Genomic DNA, 19745 nt, shown 5'->3' on the forward strand with positions numbered 1-19745 from the left:
AATATCTCGAAAGCTAATTGAATATAGCTAAAAATGAGGGCGTTTCTCAACGGCTTCATTTTGTTTTTCTAAGACAAGTTAAGGTAAAATTGAACGGGGAGAGCTTTTATACGGACGAGGAATTGTCGAAAAAACTGAAGATCAGCCGGAGCAGTTTGCAGGATTACCGCGACCAAGGGCGTATCCCGTATATCAAGCTGGCCGGTAAAATCCTTTACCGCGCTTCTGATATCGAAAAACTACTGGAAGATAATTAGGGTCTGCTGAAAAACTCAGCAGACCAATTCATATTTAATTCGGTTTGCGTCCGCTATTTCCCGGTTCCGATAACTATTATTGCGTCCATCCGATTTATTAGCGATTATCTCCAACAGCAATGCTGAAAAACTAAACCATAAGTTCTGAATAAGACACGGGAGTGCCATCCCCGCCAATTTGACCAGGTTTAGCACAAGGAAGATGCAGGCAATCCATGATTCGCTTGTTTGTCGGAGTCTGGCTTTGATACGGTTTAAGCCATAACCTGTTTTGGCTTGTCCAAACTTTCCTTCTATTGGATTACGCTCTCCCGGACTTACATGAATTGACATGGGCGAAGGCCTGCCCAGTGGCTTTGCTAAAAGTTTGATGCCTTTTTCCTTGAGCATAACCCGATTGGGACGACTACAGTAAATCTGATCAGCGAGTACTTCGCGGGGGTAGCATCCGAACCGTTCACGATACTTTTCAACATAGTGCTCCATGTGACTTCCCTCGTTAAAAGCATCCCAGGAAAGTTCATCCAGAAACGAGATGCCATCAATAATGGAAACATGTATCTTGGAACCAAACTCTACCTTGGCTTGACTCTTTCCTCTGACTATGGGGCGTACATGAGGTTGATGGATGCTTACTATCCGGTCTTCCACTGTATGCGTCCTGGACTTATACATGTACAACTGTTGATCAAACAAGGTCTGGATAACATACAAATATTTCCGATCCTTCTTCTTTAAGGGAAGGTTAGGATAAGCATCCAGCAACCGATGGATAGAATTTATATTCCGCTTGAGATACCCCAATTGAATGCGAACGGAGTTTCTGATCTCTTTCTTGCTCTTTTTCTTCTTCTGGGCTGTCTTCAGATAGCGTTTGCGAGCAACCTTGCGGTAGCTACGCGGCTTTTTATCATGTAACAGATGGGTATAGAGCTGATCAATCAGGTTTTCCGATATTTCACGAGCTTCGTTGAGCAGATTCAAATCCGTTGGATAAGCAATATCCTGTGGACAAGCAGTAGCATCAAAAATGATCCGGCCTTTGTTCGCTGAGCCACCGGATAAGGAATCCTCATCAGGATCAATGCCGGAATCGTCTTTATCCGATTCTTTTTTCACAAACTCCATCCCTGTCTTCAACTGAACAATCCGCTCGTTGATCGCATTGATCGTATCTAGACCCAAGCGTTTTCGTAAATCCACAAACAGTGAAGCATCAAATGGGGCTTCATGGGTGAAGCTACAGTACCCCAGAAAGTATTGCATATAGATGTTTTCCGAAATCTGACTCACTGTCTCCCGATCATCCAAATTGCAAAGATGCTTGATCATTAGAGAACCCAAAACCACACGAGGACTCAATCCCGGTCGACCCGTTGAACTAACCCCTACATGTTTGAGGTAAAGATTGCAAATCTCATCCCAGGGAATCAAATGGGACAATACAACCCAACGGTTTCCCGGATCGAGTTGCTGATCGAATGGATTTTCAAATCCCGATAAAACCAACTGATTCGGACTCGCATAATTGGGACTAAGTGCACGACTTTTGCGCTGTTTCTTCATATATCCTTGCATTTGGAAAAAACAAATATAAGTATTTTCACTCATCCTTAACGAATTATCAGTTTATCAGCAGACCCTAAAGTAGTTACGAGTTACTTCGCCCTTCGGGCAGTTACGAGTTACAAGTAAACAAGATACAAGTAGACAAGATACGAGATATAAGTTGTTAACTGAAAAGACTGTTACTTTTGTTACTTTTTAACAGTTACGAGTTGCTTCGCCCTGCGGGCAGTTACAAGTTACAAGTTAGTTCACTGTTTACTGCTTACTGTTTACTGTTAACTGACATATCTGTTACCTTTGTTACCTTTTTGGAGAAAGATACGAGAGACAGGTTGTTAACTACTCTCTGACGAGATGCTTCGTTTCCCTCAGCATGACAGACCACGATACTGTTTACTGATGACTGTTTACTGTTAACTGATATATCTGTTACCTTTTTACGTTTTTGCGTCTTTACAAGCGGTTTTTAAATTATGGAGAAAGAATGGTAACAGGGGTTTCTTTAGAAAAGTGACAGGTGAAAAAATATGAAAAAAGTGTCAAGTTTGTCAACTTCTAATAGTTGCGAGTAGCAAGTGGACAAAATACAAGTTGTCCACTGTCATCTGAAGAACAAACTTCTTAACTACCCGATAAATAACCGGATTTATAATATATTGACTCATTTACTATCCTAATTTGCCCTATCTATACCCCATCATATTCTGTCATATATTGTATTTTTGTTAACGCGGAAATTAACAAATTTAATATATCATGAAATTATCAAGATTACTTTCGAGTACCGTTCTATGCTTACTGACATTATCGTTGGCCGGTCAGGTGGGTTTCGGTGAACCGGAGAAGATTAACTCCGGCTGGAAATTTACTTTAAATGATGTCAAAAACGGCCAGACTCCGTCATTGGATGACAAAAGATGGAAAACTGTTGACCTGCCCCATGACTGGAGTGTAAAAGGTCAGCTCAGTCCGACACTTGCCAGCGCCACAGGTTACCTGCCCGGGGGTATAGGCTGGTACCGCAAGATAATTAACGTACCCCAGTCAAAACAAGGGGAAAAAGTATACTTATACTTCGAAGGAGTGTACAATCGTAGTGAAGTGTTTATCAACGGTCAGTCGTTAGGTAAACGTCCGAATGGTTATGTTTCTTTTATGTACGATGCCACTCCCTACATTAAATACGGGGAGGATAATGTGATAGCCGTTCGCGCGGACCATAGCCAGTCGGCAGACTCCCGCTGGTACACAGGTTCGGGTATCTACCGTAATGTATGGATGGTATATGCCAATCCTCTGCATATTGCTCAATGGGGTGTATTTGCCTATCCTAAATCGGTGACGAAGAAACAAGCCATTGTATCCGTAGAGGTGGAAATAGATAATTCCACTGTGAAAGATGCAAATCTGACCATCACGAACGAGTTGTTATCGGCAGACGGGAAAGTAGTTGCAAAAGATTCGAAGAAGTTGCAAATGACAGCCGGAAACAATAAGATAGCGGCGGAACTGAAAGTAAATAATCCTCAGTTATGGGATTTGAATAACCCGAATCTGTACCAGTTAAAGACGGCAGTACTCAAAGATGGCAAAGTTATAGACCAAACCACTACCACTACAGGTATCCGCAACTATACATTCGATCCGAATAAAGGGTTTGCCCTGAATGGTGAATGGATGAAAGTAAAAGGCGTATGCATCCACCACGATGCAGGCGTATTAGGTTCGGCAGTACCAAAAGATGTATGGAAGCGCAGACTACTTACACTGAAAGAGATAGGAGTCAATGCTATCCGGACAAGTCACAACCCTCAGGCGCCGGATCTGTATAGCTTGTGCGATGAGCTTGGCTTGTTAGTGCTCAACGAAGCCTATGACGAATGGGAATTTCCTAAGCGCAAATGGCTGGAAGGCTGGAATGTAGGCACACCCGGATTTCAAGGTAATTTCGATTATTTTGGAGAATGGGGAGAAAAAGACTTGGCAGATATCGTTCGCCGCGACCGTAATCATATATCCGTATTCGCATGGAGTATCGGCAATGAAGTGGATTATCCGAACGATCCTTATTCACACCCGGTATTAGACGGAGGGGCAGCCACAGGCTTTACGCAAGCGATGTTTGGAGGATATAAGAAAGATGCGCCTGATGCCATGCGTCTGGGGGATATAGCTAAACGATTGGTAGCAGTAGTTAAGAAATACGATACATCACGCCCTACAACAGCCGGGCTGGCCGGAGTAGCCATGTCTAATCAGACGGCATATCCCGGAGCGCTGGATATTGCAGGTTATAACTATACCGAGGGTATGTATGCCAAAGATCATCAGACATATCCTGAACGGGTAATTTATGGTAGTGAAAACCGTCATGAACTAAGTGCATGGAAAGCTGCAAGGGATAATGAATATATATTCGGACAATTCCTGTGGACAGGTATAGACTATCTGGGAGAGTCGGGACGCTGGCCGTCAAGAGGCTTTTATTCGGGACTGCTAGACTTCGGAGGCTTTATCAAACCCAGAGGCTATTTCCGCCAGTCGCTTTGGTCGGATAAACCGATGGCTTACCTGGGCACCTATCCTACACCAGGAAAAGGTAGCAAAAGCCAGATGAAAGATGTATGGTCTCAATTGGATGCTGAAAATGAAGGCAATTATGAAGAGAAAACCCCGTCGATGGATGCATGGCCTATATGGAATTATCAGGAAGGACAATCTATCCGTGTAGTAAGCTACACCAATGCGGCAAAAGCCAGACTGGAACTGAACGGAAAAGAGATAGGACAGGCAAAGGATTATGATGATAATACCGGTATTATCTACTGGGATATCCCTTATCAGGCAGGTAAGCTGGAAGTTATAGGAATGGATAAGGATGGTAATGAAACAGCCCGTTACGCCATACAATCTTCCGGACAGCCATATGCACTGACTATTGTCCGATCAGAGAAAGAGATATGCAAAGACAAAGGCCTTGCCCAAATAGTTGTGCAGGTAGTGGACGGGAATGGTGTACCTGTGATGTTGTCCGACAATGAAGTTACCTGCCGTATAATCGGCCCGGCAAAACTACTGGGGCTGGAAGCCAGCAATAACGAAGATATGAGTGACTATACAGATAACAGACACCGCGTCTTTCATGGTCATATACTTGCTTATATACAGTCTACAGGTGAACAGGGAGAAGTTAAAGTCCAGTTTACTTCCCCTTGGTTGAAAACGACTGAAGAAACGATCCTGGTTAAGTAATAAAGTAGCTTATAGTAAAATCGGCGTCAGTAATCCAGTTACTGACGCCGACTTCTATCATACTTTTAATGGTTGCTTATTTAGGGATATCAATCAATTCCACTTCGAAAATGAGATTGGAGAAAGGCTTTATTGAGCCTTGTTCCCTTGCTCCATAGGCCAAATCGTAAGGGATATACAGCATCCATTTTGAACCGACAGGCATCAACTGCAATGCTTCTGTCCATCCCTTGATTACCTGGCCTACGCCAAATGTCGCAGGTTCTCCTCTGTCCAGGCTGCTGTCGAATACGGTTCCGTCAAGCAATGTCCCTTTATAGTGAACAGTCACGCGGTCTGTTGCTGCCGGTTTAGCTCCCGTGCCTTCGGTTATTATCTTATACTGCAAGCCACTGGGTAGTGTCACCACTCCGTTTACGGTCTTATTCTCTGCCATAAATCTATCGCCTTCGGCAATCTGGCTGGCATACTCGGCTTTCATGTCCTCCGCTTTCTTCGCTTCGTTTACCTCCTGAGCTTTTTGAGCGGCTTCCTGTATAATACCTTCTGCTCCTTCTATGAGCAGTTTCTCATCTTTCAGGCTATTGGAAAACGCTGAAACAAAGGCATCGATATTCAGTTTACCGGGTCCGCCTAATATTTCTTTCGAGAAATTATCGGTCATAGTCGAAAGCTGGCTGCCAATTGCCACACCCGAATTGAATGCCGATTTGCTTTTATCTTGCTTTATAGTTTGGGCAAAACCAACCAAAAACTCTTCTAAATTGGCTGTATTGGCTTTGGTCAGGGAATCCAGCTTGGAGGTCATCTCTGCCTTCAGCTTACTTTGTTTTGCGCTATCGTCTTCTTTTTCTATTCTGGATGTATAGTCGGCTCTCACCGCAGCAGTATCCGCTATGACTCCCATCTGTGACAAATAAGGTTTCAACCCGCTTTGTACCATGTTTACACCAAGAGCATAAGAGATGGTATCAGCATGTGTACTGAGGACTGGCTCTGCCGCCGCAACTTTTTTAGGGGTTGTTTTTTTCTGCGCAGGCAAACCTTCCGGGCTTAATATTGCGCACGCAACCAAAGAGAACAGTAATAATTTCTTCATATGACTAATTTTATTTGTTGATGTTCTATGTTTATAGTTTCTGAGAATGTGTATATTATATCGAGATGCAAAAGTAGTATTTTTTATCCGTCTATATCATAACTTCAACAAACTTATTGTGAAATCTTGTAAAAACTTGAAAACTAATCACTACCTTTGCGCGTCCTTAACGGCTGACTCTCTTATGTCGAATATTCTTTGGGGTGGGAGTAGGCCTGTTGAAGGGTTAATTACCACATAAGAATATTTAAAATTTTTAATGAAAACATTTGAAGAATTAGGGGTCGCAGCGAATATCCGCAAAGCGATCGAAGAAATGGGTTACGAGAATCCCATGCCCGTGCAAGAAGAAGTGATTCCATACCTGCTGGGCGAAACAAGCGACATAATTGCATTGGCGCAAACAGGAACCGGCAAAACAGCGGCTTTTGGATTACCTGTACTACAAAAAATAGAAGTAAAAGAAAACGTACCTCAGGCATTGATCCTGTGTCCTACCCGTGAATTATGCTTACAGATAGCAGGCGATCTGGCAGATTATTCAAAATATATTGACAACCTGAGAGTCCTCCCTGTATATGGCGGTTCGAGCATCGAGAGCCAGATTAAATCACTGAAAAGGGGAGTACAGATTATCGTTGCTACTCCGGGGCGTCTGATAGACCTTATCAACCGTAAAACGGTAGATTTGAAGAATATAAAATATGTAGTGCTCGATGAGGCGGACGAAATGCTGAATATGGGCTTTACGGAAAGCATCGATGAGATATTATCTAAAGTACCTGACGAAAGAGTAATGCTGCTTTTCTCGGCTACAATGCCTAAAGAGATTGCCAAGATTACCAAAAAATACATGCAGAGCCCTAAAGAAATTACGATTGGCCGTAAGAATGAAGGGTCGAACAATGTAAAGCATGTATATTATATGGTACATGCAAAGGATAAATATCTGGCGCTAAAACGTATTGCCGATTACTATCCGAATATATACGGTATCATTTTCTGCCGCACCCGCCGCGAAACACAGGAGATTGCCGACAAACTGATACAGGACGGATACAATGCCGATTCCCTGCATGGTGATCTGTCTCAGGCCCAAAGGGACTATGTAATGCAAAAATTCCGCATTCATAATATTCAGTTATTGGTTGCGACCGATGTAGCTGCCCGCGGACTGGACGTCGACAGTCTTACGCATGTTATCAATTACGGATTGCCTGACGATATAGAATCATATACCCACCGTAGCGGACGTACAGGCCGTGCAGGTAAAACAGGTACATCCATCTCTATTGTCCATGTAAAAGAGAAGGGTAAAATCAGGGAAATTGAGAAAATCATCAATAAGAAATTCGAACAGGGAGTAATTCCTTCGGGAGAAGCCATTTGTGAAAAACAATTGTTCAGCCTTGTTGACAGAATAGAGAAAGTGAAGGTGAATGAAGATGAAATATCGAACCTTCTCCCATCTGTATACAGGAAACTCGACTGGCTGGAAAAAGAAGATATTATAAAGCGTGTTGTGGCCCTTGAATTTAACCGATTGATCGATTATTATCGTGATGCGGATGAAATAGAGGCCCCTTCCGACCGCTTCTCCAAAGGAGATGATAAATCATATCCCCGTCGCAAAGACCGCGAACGTTCCGACCGGTCTTCGGGAGGTACACGTTCGGCGGAAAGAGGTTATTCACGGCTGTTTATCAATATCGGACGTACAGACAGTGTAAATCCTGCAACGCTCATGGGATTGGTAAACGATTTTGTACCCGAGAAGGTGAACATCGGACGTATCGACATCATGCAAAACTTCTCCTTCTTTGAAGTACCCGAAAAGGATGCCCAGAAAGTGATAAGCGCAATGAGCCGTCAGGAACAGAACGGCCGTCGCATATCTGTAGAAGTAGCCCAAGGTGGTGGTGGCGGAGACCGGGGAAATTCCGGGGCTTCCCGTTTCGAAAGAGGTGGCGGTTATCGTGGAAACAGCGGTTCTTCACGTTCTGATAAGGGATCGAAAAGAAGCTCGGATTTCAAATCGTCAAAACCATCGGACAAAGGACATCGTAAAGGAGGACGCAAGCCGAAGTTTTCCTGATAGAAGCCTAAGTTGACATATATATAAACGTCAGTTACTTTATTAAAATAGAATAAGTAACTGGCGTTTACTTATATTTGCTATTACTTATTCGGTAACCTCATTTCTTAAAGTTGTCTGTAACAGATAAACCCTCTTTCATTTTCTTATACCTGATCAATGCTTCGATGTAATAATAATCGGCATAATTGATAGAAGCATCCACTTCCGATTTATTAGGCCAGTGACCTACGCTGTGCAATAAGAACGAAGGTTTACTTCCCCTGCTTTGATACTTATCTGAAGATAGTTCGATTAACATTTTTGTAGCTGCAGTTTTATACTCTTCAGCTTTCACTCTGTTATCCTCCAATTGAGAGAGTTCGAGTAATGCAGAGGCGACAATGGCTGATGCTGATGCATCTTTCGGTTCATCCGGTATATCAGGTGCGTTAAAATCCCAATAGGGAACATATTCATTCTCAGGCAATCTGTTTAGATAAAGATCCGTTACTTTTTCAGCAAAGCGCAGGAACTGTTTGTCTCCCGTTTCCCTGTAAACCATTGTATAGCCGTAAATAGCCCATGCCTGCCCCCTGGCCCATAGTGTACTGTCGGCATAACCCTGATGAGTTACTCCTTTAATAAAATGGCCGTCAATGGTATCATATACTGCTACATGGAAATTGCCCCCATCTTCACGGAACTGATATTTCATAGTTGTTTCCGCATGCCTTGTCGCTATATCGTACAATCTCTTACCGCCTCCATTTCTTGCTGCCCAATACAACATTTCCAGATTTATCATATTATCCATAATTGTATTATGAGGCCAGTTATTAGGTTCCACCTCACGCGGCCATGACAGTATTGTTCCGACTCTGGGGTTGAACAAAGTAGCCAATGTGTCTGCAGCATTAAGCACAATCTGCTTATATTTTTCATTACCCGTAAGGCGGTATCCATTTCCATAACTGCAAAATATCTGGAAGCCTAAATCATGATCATAGGCCGGAAGCATTGTCAATGGTTCTAATAAATCAGTATAAAATAAAGCTGCATCGGAGTCGCTGATATTTCTGGTATTTTCATAGTTGTACCAAAGAATTCCCGGCCAGAAACCGACCGTCCACTCGCTTATATCTATAGGAACAAGTCTCCAGTGGGAGAGGCTATCCATGATATTACGGGGTATCATCTTCCGATCTCCGATTTCGGACAGCGTCTTTTGTATCTGCACATTACAATACAAAAGTTCTTTATCTACAGCTAAAGTACCTGCTATTTCTTTTTCTGAACAGGACATAAGTAACGCGGCACAGCCAAGTCCCCAAATGATTCTTTTTATTTTCATGTTTTATTGAATTTCTTATTTTTCTATCCTAAACCAGTCGACATCCATCCATGAACGTGGAGTATCCGACACTTGATTCATTATAAACATTCCAACTTTTGCTCCTATCCATTTTCCTTGCCTGGCTTGGAATGGTTCTCCTATTTCTTTATATTTCCTTCCGTCTGTACTATATGAGAAGGAGCATTTCCCACCTTCTTTGACAATTATGCGAAAATAGAATTCCGTATTTTCCAATTTGGTCTGGTAATTATACTTTATATCTGTCTCCAGATTATCCAATGATATTTTCGCCAGAATTTTTTCTCCTGTTTTTTGCTCTGCATCCGTACATCCGACTTGTTGCAGTTCATAATCATTACCTCTCTTCACCAATGCGATATATGAGTAATCCCATCCCATCATTATCAGGCCGGCTTTATCTCCTTCATTCTGAAGGACAGTTGTTACCTTCATCGTTGCTGTAAATTCAGGAGCCGAGAGTTTTTGCATCAGGAGATTGGGGATATCCCATACATTAGTAAAATTGTCAGGATAATATTGTCCGTACATACGGATATATCCATCGGCAGAAGGGAAAGCCCATCCTTGCCGGGGATTGGCGTGCCACGACCATTGTAGTCCCAGTTTTGCTGTATTGAATTCATCACTCTCTACCGGAGTTTCCACCGGATGTACTTTACCTGTATTTGGCTTTCTATAAGAGAAAACAGGTTCACCGCAATAATTTTTATCGTTTATACCCATCACAGGCCAACCATCTTTCCATGTCACAGGCTGCAGATGTATGATGCGTCCGTATGGTCCTTTGTCCTGAAAGTGGATAAACCACGATTCTCCTGTTTGTGTTTCTACCAGCCCACCCTGATGCGGACCATTTATACTGGTGTTGCCCTGGTCAAGAACTCTCTTTACCTCGTACGGGCCATATATATTTTTTGAACGGAGCGCTATCTGCCAGCCCATTGCAACACCTCCGGCAGGAGCCAGCAAATAATAGTAACCATCTTTCTTATAGAATTTCCCGCCTTCCACTGTATGATTTACTCCGTCGTTTCCGTTGAAAATCAGGGATTCTTCACCTATAACCTTTGTTCCGTCTTCATTCATTTCACATACGGTCATCACACTATTGAAACCGGCCCGGCTACCGGCCCATGCATGGGTAAGGTAGACCTTTCCATCGTCATCGAACAGAGGGCTGGGGTCTATCCTTCCTTTTCCGGGAAGTACAAGTACCGGCTTATCCCATCTGCCTAAGATATCTTTTGTCTTAACTACATATATGCCGAAATCGGGATCACCCCAGTAAATCATATACTCACCTTTATGATAGCGGATACATGGAGCCCAGATACCTTTTCCGTGCTGTACCCTGTCAAAGAAACCCGCAGGTTCCACTCCTTCCATATAGAGATCAGAGAGAGCATAGTTTATTATCTTCCAGTTCACTAAATCCTTTGAATGGAGAACAGGCAATCCCGGAACGCAATTGAAACTCGATGCGGTCATGTAAAAGTCATCGCCTGTACGAATGACATCGGGGTCGGAGTAATCTGCATAAAGAACAGGGTTCTTGTATGTCCCATTGCCTTGGTCAGATATCCATACCTGCGATTTGTAAGTTTGAGAATTGGCTATTATACAAGTGAATAAACTTATCGTCAATATTATTCCCTTCATAAAGTAATCTTTTGATAAACAGTTTTCTCCATCGCTTTTTCTTTTCCTCTCGCATTGGTTATTGTGACTGGCTTATCACAAGTAAAATAGTATTCTCCGTTTTTATATTCCAATATGGCATTTGTTTTTTTATTAGCTTCGATAGTAAAACCTCTTGCCTGTACCAGTGTTCCATTGCCTAAGAATATGATAAAGTCCTTTCCACCCTCACTTACCATTACATAAGTTGCGTTTGCAGACATATTATTATATGATACTTTTTCATCTTTTACCGACGAGAAAATATAGTCCGTCCTGCCCGGTTTACTTTTTACAATCAATCCTACAAAATCATTTGATGCAGTATCCGCTTCAAATGATTGGACAGACTCAATTGATTTTCCCCCATTTTCAGTTGTCGGTTCAAATATGGAAACAAACGGATGCGTCCAGGCCTCCCCATACTGACGGGCAGCAATAGTAAGAAAGGGCTCTTTTCCCACTTCGTAGGGAACACCATGATTCCCCCTGAAATTATCGGTTGGAGGAGCTTTGATCGAAAATACTTCTCTGTCAGGGTAGCCTTTCATCCAAAGATTCATATAGATATGATTATTATCCGGGGTCGACATCTTCCATACGGCCTGATAATCTTTATTCGTTTTTACCGATTTCTTGTCCCACATATAATCGAGGGCAAAGAGATGCCCTCCGGCAAATGCCATATCATCGCTCGGTAGTAAGTTTAATGGTTGTCCTTTGGAATCTTGAATAAATAATTCTTGTCCGAGATTATGATAGAAATAATCGTGATATTTATCTCCTTCGCGCTGTTTTCTGGAACGGAATATATCTATATAATATCCTGTTGTTTCACTGGTTCTTACAATGCTAAGGAAACGGTTTTGATCGCTGCGGCTCTCAGGTTCAAGGAAATAAGCGTCGGAATAGGTGATATCCGGATAATACCCGGTCAATTGCCCTGATTGCGGATAGCAACCAAGCAGATCGAAAGGATGATTGCTTAACATCTCAGGGTATTTGGATATGCCGTCTACCATTACCGTATTATGGGCCGGGAACTGCGAATAATATTCCAGATAGGGCGCCTGAAAATAAGACGATCCCCTTCCGGATTCAGCCCCCAGTATATAGCCCTTTCCATACAATTCCATCGAAATACCGTTTGAATGCATATGATTTCCTAAAGAGGCATACTGGGATATCATCAGCCCGTTCTCTTTATTATTATATCCGCTACGTTGAACAAACCAGCTTACATTAGGAGCATAGAATGTCTGAGTCACATAATCATCAAGTTTTCCTCTTTCGATGTTCGTATCCAGTACAAGAGGTTTACCGGTAAAGAACGAGTAAATCTGAGGCGGAAGTTTTTCCGGTTTCTCACTTTCCCGTTCTGCATCAGGATCAAAGAGCCTGTACATTTTAGTATATAAATTTTCATTCTCTTTGTCCCCATATTTCTGCGACATGCGTATCATATCGCTGAAAGCCTCTGTATTAATAGTATTGTAATGCGTGTCGCCAAATGCGGTTATCATTCCATTCGGGAACAGATATTGAGGCAGCATTCTTACAGCTTTTCCCATCACAGGAGTGTAGGGGAGAAGATTCTGATTAAATGTATTGTCATAATCCCGGATAAAATTAGTCAGGTCCTTTGTTACTCCCTGCGCGTATCCGGGACATTCGCTCCATACCCCGTTATCAGGATCATAGCCATATTCCATGAATTTGGTTAAAGACCACTGGCGGGCTGAGGATTTGTTGAGTATATAGTCGATATAATATTCCCGGCCTTTGCTGTCGGCATAAGCCTTATTATCTTCCAAGACCATTGCCACTTTCAGTATAAATTTGGCCTGATGCAGGTTCCAGTTGTTTTGAGGCACACCGTTCTTTATGGTTATATCTATCCATTTCTTGAATGTAGCCGTATACAGATCCATTTTATCCTGATGATTTGCCTTTATATAAGGATATAGGAAATCATACAGACAGGCCAGTTCATTCAATATACGTTCCTGTATCACCTCAAAAGTAGATAGTCCCACAAGTGTCTGCACATGCCCATTATTCAGATCGACAGGTTCATTACGGTAATACATACCTGTCATGTAAGTATCGAAAAGGTCGAATGCGAACTTTGCATATTTCTCATCATCAGTCAGCCAATAGATAAAAGCTGCATCTTTGCCTATACCCATTATTTGTTCATTGATACTTTCTATCCCCGAAGCGTTTGATTGTTCTCCCCATTCGAGAGGCCGCCCTTCTTTCTTTGTATTATGAAAATAAACCCCTTTGGTATCGTCCATGTAAGGAATGATATCTTCTATTTCAGGCCGGCTGTAAACCGATGCCCCTCCGCGCGAACTACCGAAACGTACTGTTGGCACAGGTGCTTTTCCATCAGCATGTGAATATACTCCACCCCGTATATATACATTGGTAGCCTTGCTCTTCCAATACATCATCAGACGGGAATAAAGCCAGTCGGGTTGTATTTGTGTATTAGCTACATATGGATCGATACGGTTCAGGATGCCCAGCTTTACCTCTTTAGCCCAGGGCTCTGTTTCAATTTGTTTTTGCACGACAGGTTTATAACCGGGTGTTGTCAGCAAACGGGGATGTGTCTGCGGCAGATTCTGAGGCAAGGGTATCTGACTATAAGACAAATGGCAAATAAGACTGGTAATAAGCAATATATATAATCTTTTCATTGTCCTCTTTATTTACAGTATCGCATTCTTTTTATATACTTTATATCTCTTCATATCTTCTTTTACTGCAGGGATTAAGTGGATTGTACAGCCCCCTTTTTCCTTTAACTGAAATTGAAGGATAGTCGTACTATCTACTATCAAACGGGTTACTTTGACTTTCGTAACAGTTTCGGCATTATCATCATCTGTATAGATACTTGCAACATATCTCTGCCCTGTTTGAAGAAAATCAAGGGGAGTATTAATCATACGTGCATCATTATTACCTATCGTACCTAAAAACCATTCTTTTCCGTTGCGACGCGCAATTGTCACATACTCCCCTATATAATCATGGATAACCTTTGTATCATCAAACGTCACCGGTATGTTGTCGAAAAATTCCAGCTCCGGAACTTCTTCTATCCGTGCAGGTGTATCGTACCAATATAGAGTTTGTAGTGGGCTGTAATATATTACGGGAAATGCGAGCTGGTGCGCATGTGTGTTCTTAATACGCGGATCGAAATAACAAACCGTATAATCGGCCGCTCCTGCAATCATTCGGGTGAAGGGCAATATTGTATTGTGTGTTGCGTCCGGGAACTCTTCATTCCCGCGGATGCCTTCCTGTGTCAGCAGATTGGGATATGTACGGCTATACCCTGTGGGACGGTATTCGTCATGGATATTTACCATCAGATTATTGTCCGCAGCTTTCTTCACCAATTCATGCAGCCATGCAGACCATCCTTGTGTCTGATACTGGACAAAGCCAAATTTAACCCCAGCCAGTCCCCATTCTTTATAAACCGGAAATATCTTATCTGCTTGGTGCTGTAATGCATGTTGATTGACATATACCCATACACCTATTCCTTTCGATTTGCCATATCTGACAACTTCTTTCATATCCAGATCCGTTACTGTCACTTCACTTGCATCTGATCTGAAATCCATAGACGGCCCGTACCATTTCCAATCGAAAAGGATATATTGCATCTTATGCCTTTCGCAGAAATCGATACAGGCTTTTGCATTGGCTGTAGTCAGGGTTGTTTCCCGCATTATTTTACCCGGTTTTACCCAGTCGGTATTTGTTATTTTATTGGATTCGTTCAGATTCAGTATGATATCGTTGTTTTCCAATAATTTTCCGATTCTCTCTGCTGCCATTACGACTCTCCAAGGTGTCCCGAATGGGGTTACCATATCGGAGATACTATAGAGCGATACCTGAACCGTATTCTTTTTATATTTCGATAGTTTGAACATGGCGCGGGCAAAGTCTACTTGCTGTGCCTCGGTAATACATGCATACAGAGAATCGGAAATCCTCATCGTCAAAGGGCGTTCACTTTCATCGTCCCAATCTGATAATGGCTTCTCATAATACGGAGCTTGTGCCCATTGCGTCCACCATGCAGTAGTCCTCTCCGGCATGGTAAATTCGGTATTTTCTGCAGTAATTTTATGATAAATAGCTTCGGGATGCATTGGAAAATAATAACGGAAAGCGATTCCTTCGTTATATGCACGCACCTCTATACTCATCTTATATTGCGATTTATCTCTGCGTGAGAAATGGATCTTAGCACCATTATAATTATCCTTTATTTCCGAACGTTCTCCATATAGGGGCTTCCATGTTTCGTTATGTGAAGAGGTTTCTACATTATCAAAGACCATCACATCGTTCCATGATTCCGGTTGTTTCCAGAACTTGGCTAGTGCACGTTCCCAGATATGATTATCGAGCCGGATATCCAGCTTTGACTCCAATATTACAGGTTGGTTATTGTAGCTGACGGTATAGAATATAGCCAGAGTTCCATCTGTATTTTTCTTCTGGTAAAGCCCGAATATATGTTTGCCGTCAGGTGAAACAACCTTTGTGCGGGTGGTTTCAATTATAGATTGAGCCGAAATTGTAGCTGCTGATAACGATATAAAAATAAGGAATATCAATAATGCTTTTTTCATGGATATTAATATATAGTTTATTGTACGTATAGATAATCCGGTTTACGATCTTTCACAAATTCTTTATAATGTTGTTTTTACCTTTGTTATTCTAATGTTATTTCATCCGTAAATTTTCCAATTCTGAAATTTCCGTCCTCAAAGCTTTTAATCCTTTTTCCATTGATTACAATATTCTCAAAACTTATATTTCCAACTCGCCGGCTATCATCATACCCTTCTATAACGGAAGGATTTTCTCCGTATCCATTGTAGTATATATTCTTGAAAGTGATATTTTCAATCCCTTTTCCCGGTCCGGTATTATATTTTTTGTTATACATTACACGTACATGAAAGAGTTGTCCCTCCTGAATATTTTCTACACGGATATCTTCGAAATGTATATTTCTTGCCAGATTATGATCCCCGACATTAATAGCCATACATCCCTGGTAATCCCTGTCGTCTTCATCATGTTCTAAAATGTCAATATTGCGAAATATTATATTTTCCATTACTTCATCTCCCGTCTCGGTATTTCCATGTGTCCCCAAATTGATAGGGTGAGCTATATCTGCCCATAATGTGGAATTTTGAACAACAATATTGCGTGAATCTCCGTAAAAATCCCATCTATGATTGTAGACGGCAATACAATCATCTGAGTTGCGCATGAATACTCCATCGACAAGGACATCTTCACAGCAGAAGAAATCGAGCCCATCACCCCATCCCTGATAGCTGAATGATTTTATATTTTGTATGGTTATATTTTTTGTCATTCCTGCTGCAAGAGAATTGTACCGGGGATTGAGAATTATTATACCGTCGACAGTTATATTTTTACAATAATCGGCACTGATACCATTGGCCGATGGTGAAAATATAATTCCCCGGCCATATATCTTGACATTTTCGGAATTACTACAGTCGATTTTGCCATTCAACACGGCACCGCCTTCCAGGAATACAGTTGTATTTGAAGCAACTTTAAATACTCCTGTAGAATCGGGTTTATGAAGACCGGCATCGAAATATATAATATCGGGGGCGTTCTTATCGGGTATCTCCTTGATGATATCGCCTGCAAACAGATGTAAATTATGTAGCCTGTCTCCGTTAAACTCTATTGATAAGTTCTGAGGCTTATCGAGCGTAAAGGTTATTGAATTGCCTTTTATCTCGGGTACGATGCCTTCTGCCAGAGGGCGGATAACTGCAGATAATAAATTGCCGTTATTTAACTGAACACTGACTTCTACTGTTCCGGAGAAATCAAAATAGACCATTGATGCACGGCTACGCGTATCCGCATCCACCATAGCATAATTTTCGAAAAGGTCGACCCATTCTTCACCCTGATGTCTCACCTTTACTGTAAAATCGTCATTATGCCATGCATAATAGAATTCCTTTGGTACAGAGTAGGTTATTATCTCTGCTATGGCAACGGAAGTACAAACAAAACAAAGTAAAATAATAATCCAAATGCTTTTTAAATTCATATTTGTTCTTTTTAGGTTACAGACCTGTTTATTAGGTTTATATGTATGCAACAATAGTTCTTTATAATTAAATATTGTCACACTAGATTTAACTCTTATTTACTTCTAATTTATTTTTAAGAACCAGAACTATTATCTATTCCGGCTATAGATAAAATAATAAAGAAAATCAATTGTAGCCTCCACATTAAGGATGGAAGCTACAATAATCCTTATTTATTATCATGCGAAAGATATATCTTTATTTGTTACCATCCCGGGTTTTGCTTTAACGCCGGATTCAATCTCATCTGATTGAGAGGAACCGGACTAAGATAGTCCCGTTGCGAATAAAGCAGATTACCAGATAAAGTTGCTATTGAACGCCCGTAATCAGGGTCGTTCACACCACTACCTTCATATACACCATGCGCCAGCGGATATTCTTCGGGATAATAAGCCGGCTGCCCATGATATACGGCGTCATTCGCTTTTGCGGTCATATATTCAGTTCCGTATACATGCCGTCCCAACTTTTGTCCTTTAAGGTTGATATGTGCTATTCCCCAACGTTTCAGGTCATCTTCACGAAACCCTTCTCCATATAATTCACAAGCCCGTTCGCGGCGAATCTCATCCAGCATGTTCATTTTTTTACATACTGTTTTACCTTGTGCATGATCCCACCATCCGGCATCCCAGACATTGGCTATCAAGGCATTTGTCAGAGGGGCTACTCCTGCTCTGGCTCTGTTCTTATTAATGGAGAAATTAAGGTCATTATCTGAAATCGTTCCTTCGCCCAGTTCTACTGCTGCTTCGGCATATATCAGGTGTACCTCGGCCAGACGAATGAGAGGGTAATCGGCAGACTCTGTATTGGTAGCCCTATTCGCTCCTTCGATGGCAAACTTACGGCTGCCATATCCATTATGCGTGCTATTTCCCCGGAGGGTAGGGACATAAATAGTATGTTTGTTGCCAAATGCAGGATCGTTCGGATTGTATGGGACTTCGGGATATGCAGGGTCGGGATAAGGTTTTCCCTGCTCTTTCAGGGCTCCGCCGTCTTCAGTCCTGCTACTCCAGTATGGACGGTCAGGCATAAATGTACTACCGATAAACCTGTAATCGCGGTTACGGAATTCATCATAAAAGCGTTCAAACCCTAAAAACTGGGGATTATTCTGTGCGTCAGTGATATTACCTGTATAGCTGACGCGTACCGGCAATCCGTTTCTACACAGGAAAGATTCACCAAACACAGCGCTGATACCCGCTGCCTGCCATGTAAATACAGTGTGTGAAAGATTGATACCACCTTTAAGAAGGTCATAGTCATACTTCTTGCTAAAGATAAACTCTTTGTTTGTTGCTTTTCCTGCCCCTTTAAAGTTTGGCATATTACCACCCTTATCATCTATATTGAGAAGATAGTAATAGCTTAAAGAGTCACACTTATTCCAAAGTTCGAAGGTTCCTGTCTCGGCTTCTGTAATGACTTCCCCGGCCAGAGTTTTAGCTTCGGTCAGCATTTGCTGAATAGATGGGTAACTTGCCGGCCTGGCATTACCGGCCCCTATGGAACTACCATCTCCATCGAGGTCGTAACCAATACCCGTAACGTATTTTTCCCAAGTTGCTTCATAAAGCAGTACCCGTGCCAAAAATGATTTTGCGGCTTCATTGCTGACTTTACCCTTATCTGCCGCGGCAATATCTTTTTCTTTAGGGAGTAAAGGAATCGCCGACTTCAGATCGGAAATGATAAAATCCGCAACTTCGTAGCGGCTGTTTCTTGCACCATAAAGAACCGGATCATTCACATCCATTACATGATCTGCGACAGGTATCCCGCCAAACTTCTGCAAGAGATAAAAATGCTGCCATGCACGGAAGAAATAGGCGGTACCAATTGCTGCGCTGATTTCCGATTTATTTCCTGCATATTCGTTGGCTTTGGTCAATAAGATATTGCAATTGCGAATATAACTATAGGGTTTATCCCATTGAAAGTTACTTTCTACGGCAGAACCGCCCCCGTTATTGCCAAGACCTGAAATATCGAGATTCTGATCCATTTTATAATATGTAGGTTTATCGTTATAATCTTTCCATCCTTCCAGATTATACAGACCGTTTGCTGCCTGCTTAAAATGATCCGGAGTAGTAAAGAAGATAGCCTCAGTTCCTTGTGACAGCGGCTCTTTATCAAGGAAATCGCTACATCCCGTCAGTAATGCCAATAACATTACCGGTGAAAATATTTTACTTATAATAGATTTCATTTGTTCAAATTT

At 41.9% G+C, this 19745-nt stretch carries 11 protein-coding genes; 3 read left to right on the plus strand and 8 right to left on the minus strand.

Annotated features, from left to right (window positions below):
* The first annotated feature begins 23 nt into the window (after positions 1-23).
* On the plus strand, positions 24-257 hold the full coding sequence (locus tag ACYQ3L_RS06155; RefSeq protein WP_379997303.1) for a helix-turn-helix domain-containing protein: 234 nt from the start codon (positions 24-26) through the stop codon (positions 255-257).
* A gap of 15 nt (positions 258-272) precedes the next feature.
* On the opposite strand, the gene ACYQ3L_RS06160 is transcribed toward ACYQ3L_RS06155, so the two are convergent.
* Positions 273-1823 (minus strand): IS5 family transposase, encoded by a 1551-nt coding sequence (locus tag ACYQ3L_RS06160; protein ID WP_459952245.1) that lies wholly within the window; start codon positions 1821-1823, stop codon positions 273-275.
* 759 nt (positions 1824-2582) lie between these two features.
* On the opposite strand from ACYQ3L_RS06160, the gene ACYQ3L_RS06165 reads away from it, so the two are divergent.
* Positions 2583-5078 carry a glycoside hydrolase family 2 TIM barrel-domain containing protein gene (locus ACYQ3L_RS06165; protein ID WP_379997709.1) on the plus strand — a complete coding sequence of 832 codons (2496 nt, stop codon included), beginning with the start codon at positions 2583-2585 and terminating at the stop codon, positions 5076-5078.
* A 76-nt stretch (positions 5079-5154) separates the two neighbouring features.
* Here the strand turns inward: ACYQ3L_RS06165 and bamJ are convergent, their stop codons facing one another.
* The gene (gene bamJ, locus ACYQ3L_RS06170; RefSeq protein ID WP_379997707.1) at positions 5155-6177 is read right to left on the minus strand and encodes a BamJ family beta-barrel-assembly machinery protein; all 1023 of its coding nucleotides are present in this window, start codon (positions 6175-6177) and stop codon (positions 5155-5157) included.
* Between the two features lie 259 nt (positions 6178-6436).
* Here bamJ and ACYQ3L_RS06175 point away from each other — a divergent pair, with 259 nt between their 5' ends.
* On the plus strand, positions 6437-8272 hold the full coding sequence (locus ACYQ3L_RS06175; protein WP_379997705.1) for a DEAD/DEAH box helicase: 1836 nt from the start codon (positions 6437-6439) through the stop codon (positions 8270-8272).
* Between the two features lie 100 nt (positions 8273-8372).
* Here the strand turns inward: ACYQ3L_RS06175 and ACYQ3L_RS06180 are convergent, their stop codons facing one another.
* The 6 genes from ACYQ3L_RS06180 to ACYQ3L_RS06205 form a co-directional block, all read right to left on the minus strand.
* Positions 8373-9599: a glycoside hydrolase family 88 protein gene (locus tag ACYQ3L_RS06180; RefSeq protein ID WP_379997715.1), complete on the minus strand. Its 1227-nt coding sequence runs from the start codon at positions 9597-9599 to the stop codon at positions 8373-8375.
* Positions 9600-9620: 21 nt separating this feature from the next.
* Positions 9621-11288 carry a glycoside hydrolase family 43 protein gene (locus ACYQ3L_RS06185; protein WP_379997703.1) on the minus strand — a complete coding sequence of 556 codons (1668 nt, stop codon included), beginning with the start codon at positions 11286-11288 and terminating at the stop codon, positions 9621-9623.
* Positions 11285-14014, minus strand: coding sequence for an endo-acting ulvan lysase-like protein (locus ACYQ3L_RS06190; RefSeq protein ID WP_379997701.1), 2730 nt, complete (start codon positions 14012-14014; stop codon positions 11285-11287). Before ACYQ3L_RS06190 ends, ACYQ3L_RS06185 begins: the two co-directional genes overlap by 4 nt.
* 12 nt (positions 14015-14026) lie before the next feature.
* Positions 14027-15979, minus strand: a complete 1953-nt coding sequence (locus ACYQ3L_RS06195; protein WP_379997699.1) for a glycoside hydrolase family 97 protein — start codon at positions 15977-15979, stop codon at positions 14027-14029.
* 86 nt (positions 15980-16065) lie between these two features.
* Positions 16066-17466 (minus strand): glycosyl hydrolase family 28 protein, encoded by a 1401-nt coding sequence (locus tag ACYQ3L_RS06200; RefSeq protein ID WP_379997697.1) that lies wholly within the window; start codon positions 17464-17466, stop codon positions 16066-16068.
* Between the two features lie 248 nt (positions 17467-17714).
* On the minus strand, positions 17715-19733 hold the full coding sequence (locus tag ACYQ3L_RS06205) for a RagB/SusD family nutrient uptake outer membrane protein (RefSeq protein ID WP_379997695.1): 2019 nt from the start codon (positions 19731-19733) through the stop codon (positions 17715-17717).
* Positions 19734-19745: the final 12 nt, after the last annotated feature.

The organism is Dysgonomonas termitidis (assembly GCF_054657735.1).

What these genes read in the sequence shown, in the direction of transcription:
- ACYQ3L_RS06175 (WP_379997705.1), top strand. Translation starts at nt 6,437, where the DNA reads ATGAAAACATTTGAAGAATTAGGGGTCGCAGCGAATATCCGCAAAGCG.
- ACYQ3L_RS06205 (WP_379997695.1), bottom strand. Translation starts at nt 19,733, where the DNA reads ATGAAATCTATTATAAGTAAAATATTTTCACCGGTAATGTTATTGGCA.
- ACYQ3L_RS06165 (WP_379997709.1), top strand. Translation starts at nt 2,583, where the DNA reads ATGAAATTATCAAGATTACTTTCGAGTACCGTTCTATGCTTACTGACA.
- ACYQ3L_RS06195 (WP_379997699.1), bottom strand. Translation starts at nt 15,979, where the DNA reads ATGAAAAAAGCATTATTGATATTCCTTATTTTTATATCGTTATCAGCA.
- ACYQ3L_RS06200 (WP_379997697.1), bottom strand. Translation starts at nt 17,466, where the DNA reads ATGAATTTAAAAAGCATTTGGATTATTATTTTACTTTGTTTTGTTTGT.
- ACYQ3L_RS06160 (WP_459952245.1), bottom strand. Translation starts at nt 1,823, where the DNA reads ATGAAGAAACAGCGCAAAAGTCGTGCACTTAGTCCCAATTATGCGAGT.
- ACYQ3L_RS06190 (WP_379997701.1), bottom strand. Translation starts at nt 14,014, where the DNA reads ATGAAAAGATTATATATATTGCTTATTACCAGTCTTATTTGCCATTTG.
- bamJ (WP_379997707.1), bottom strand. Translation starts at nt 6,177, where the DNA reads ATGAAGAAATTATTACTGTTCTCTTTGGTTGCGTGCGCAATATTAAGC.
- ACYQ3L_RS06185 (WP_379997703.1), bottom strand. Translation starts at nt 11,288, where the DNA reads ATGAAGGGAATAATATTGACGATAAGTTTATTCACTTGTATAATAGCC.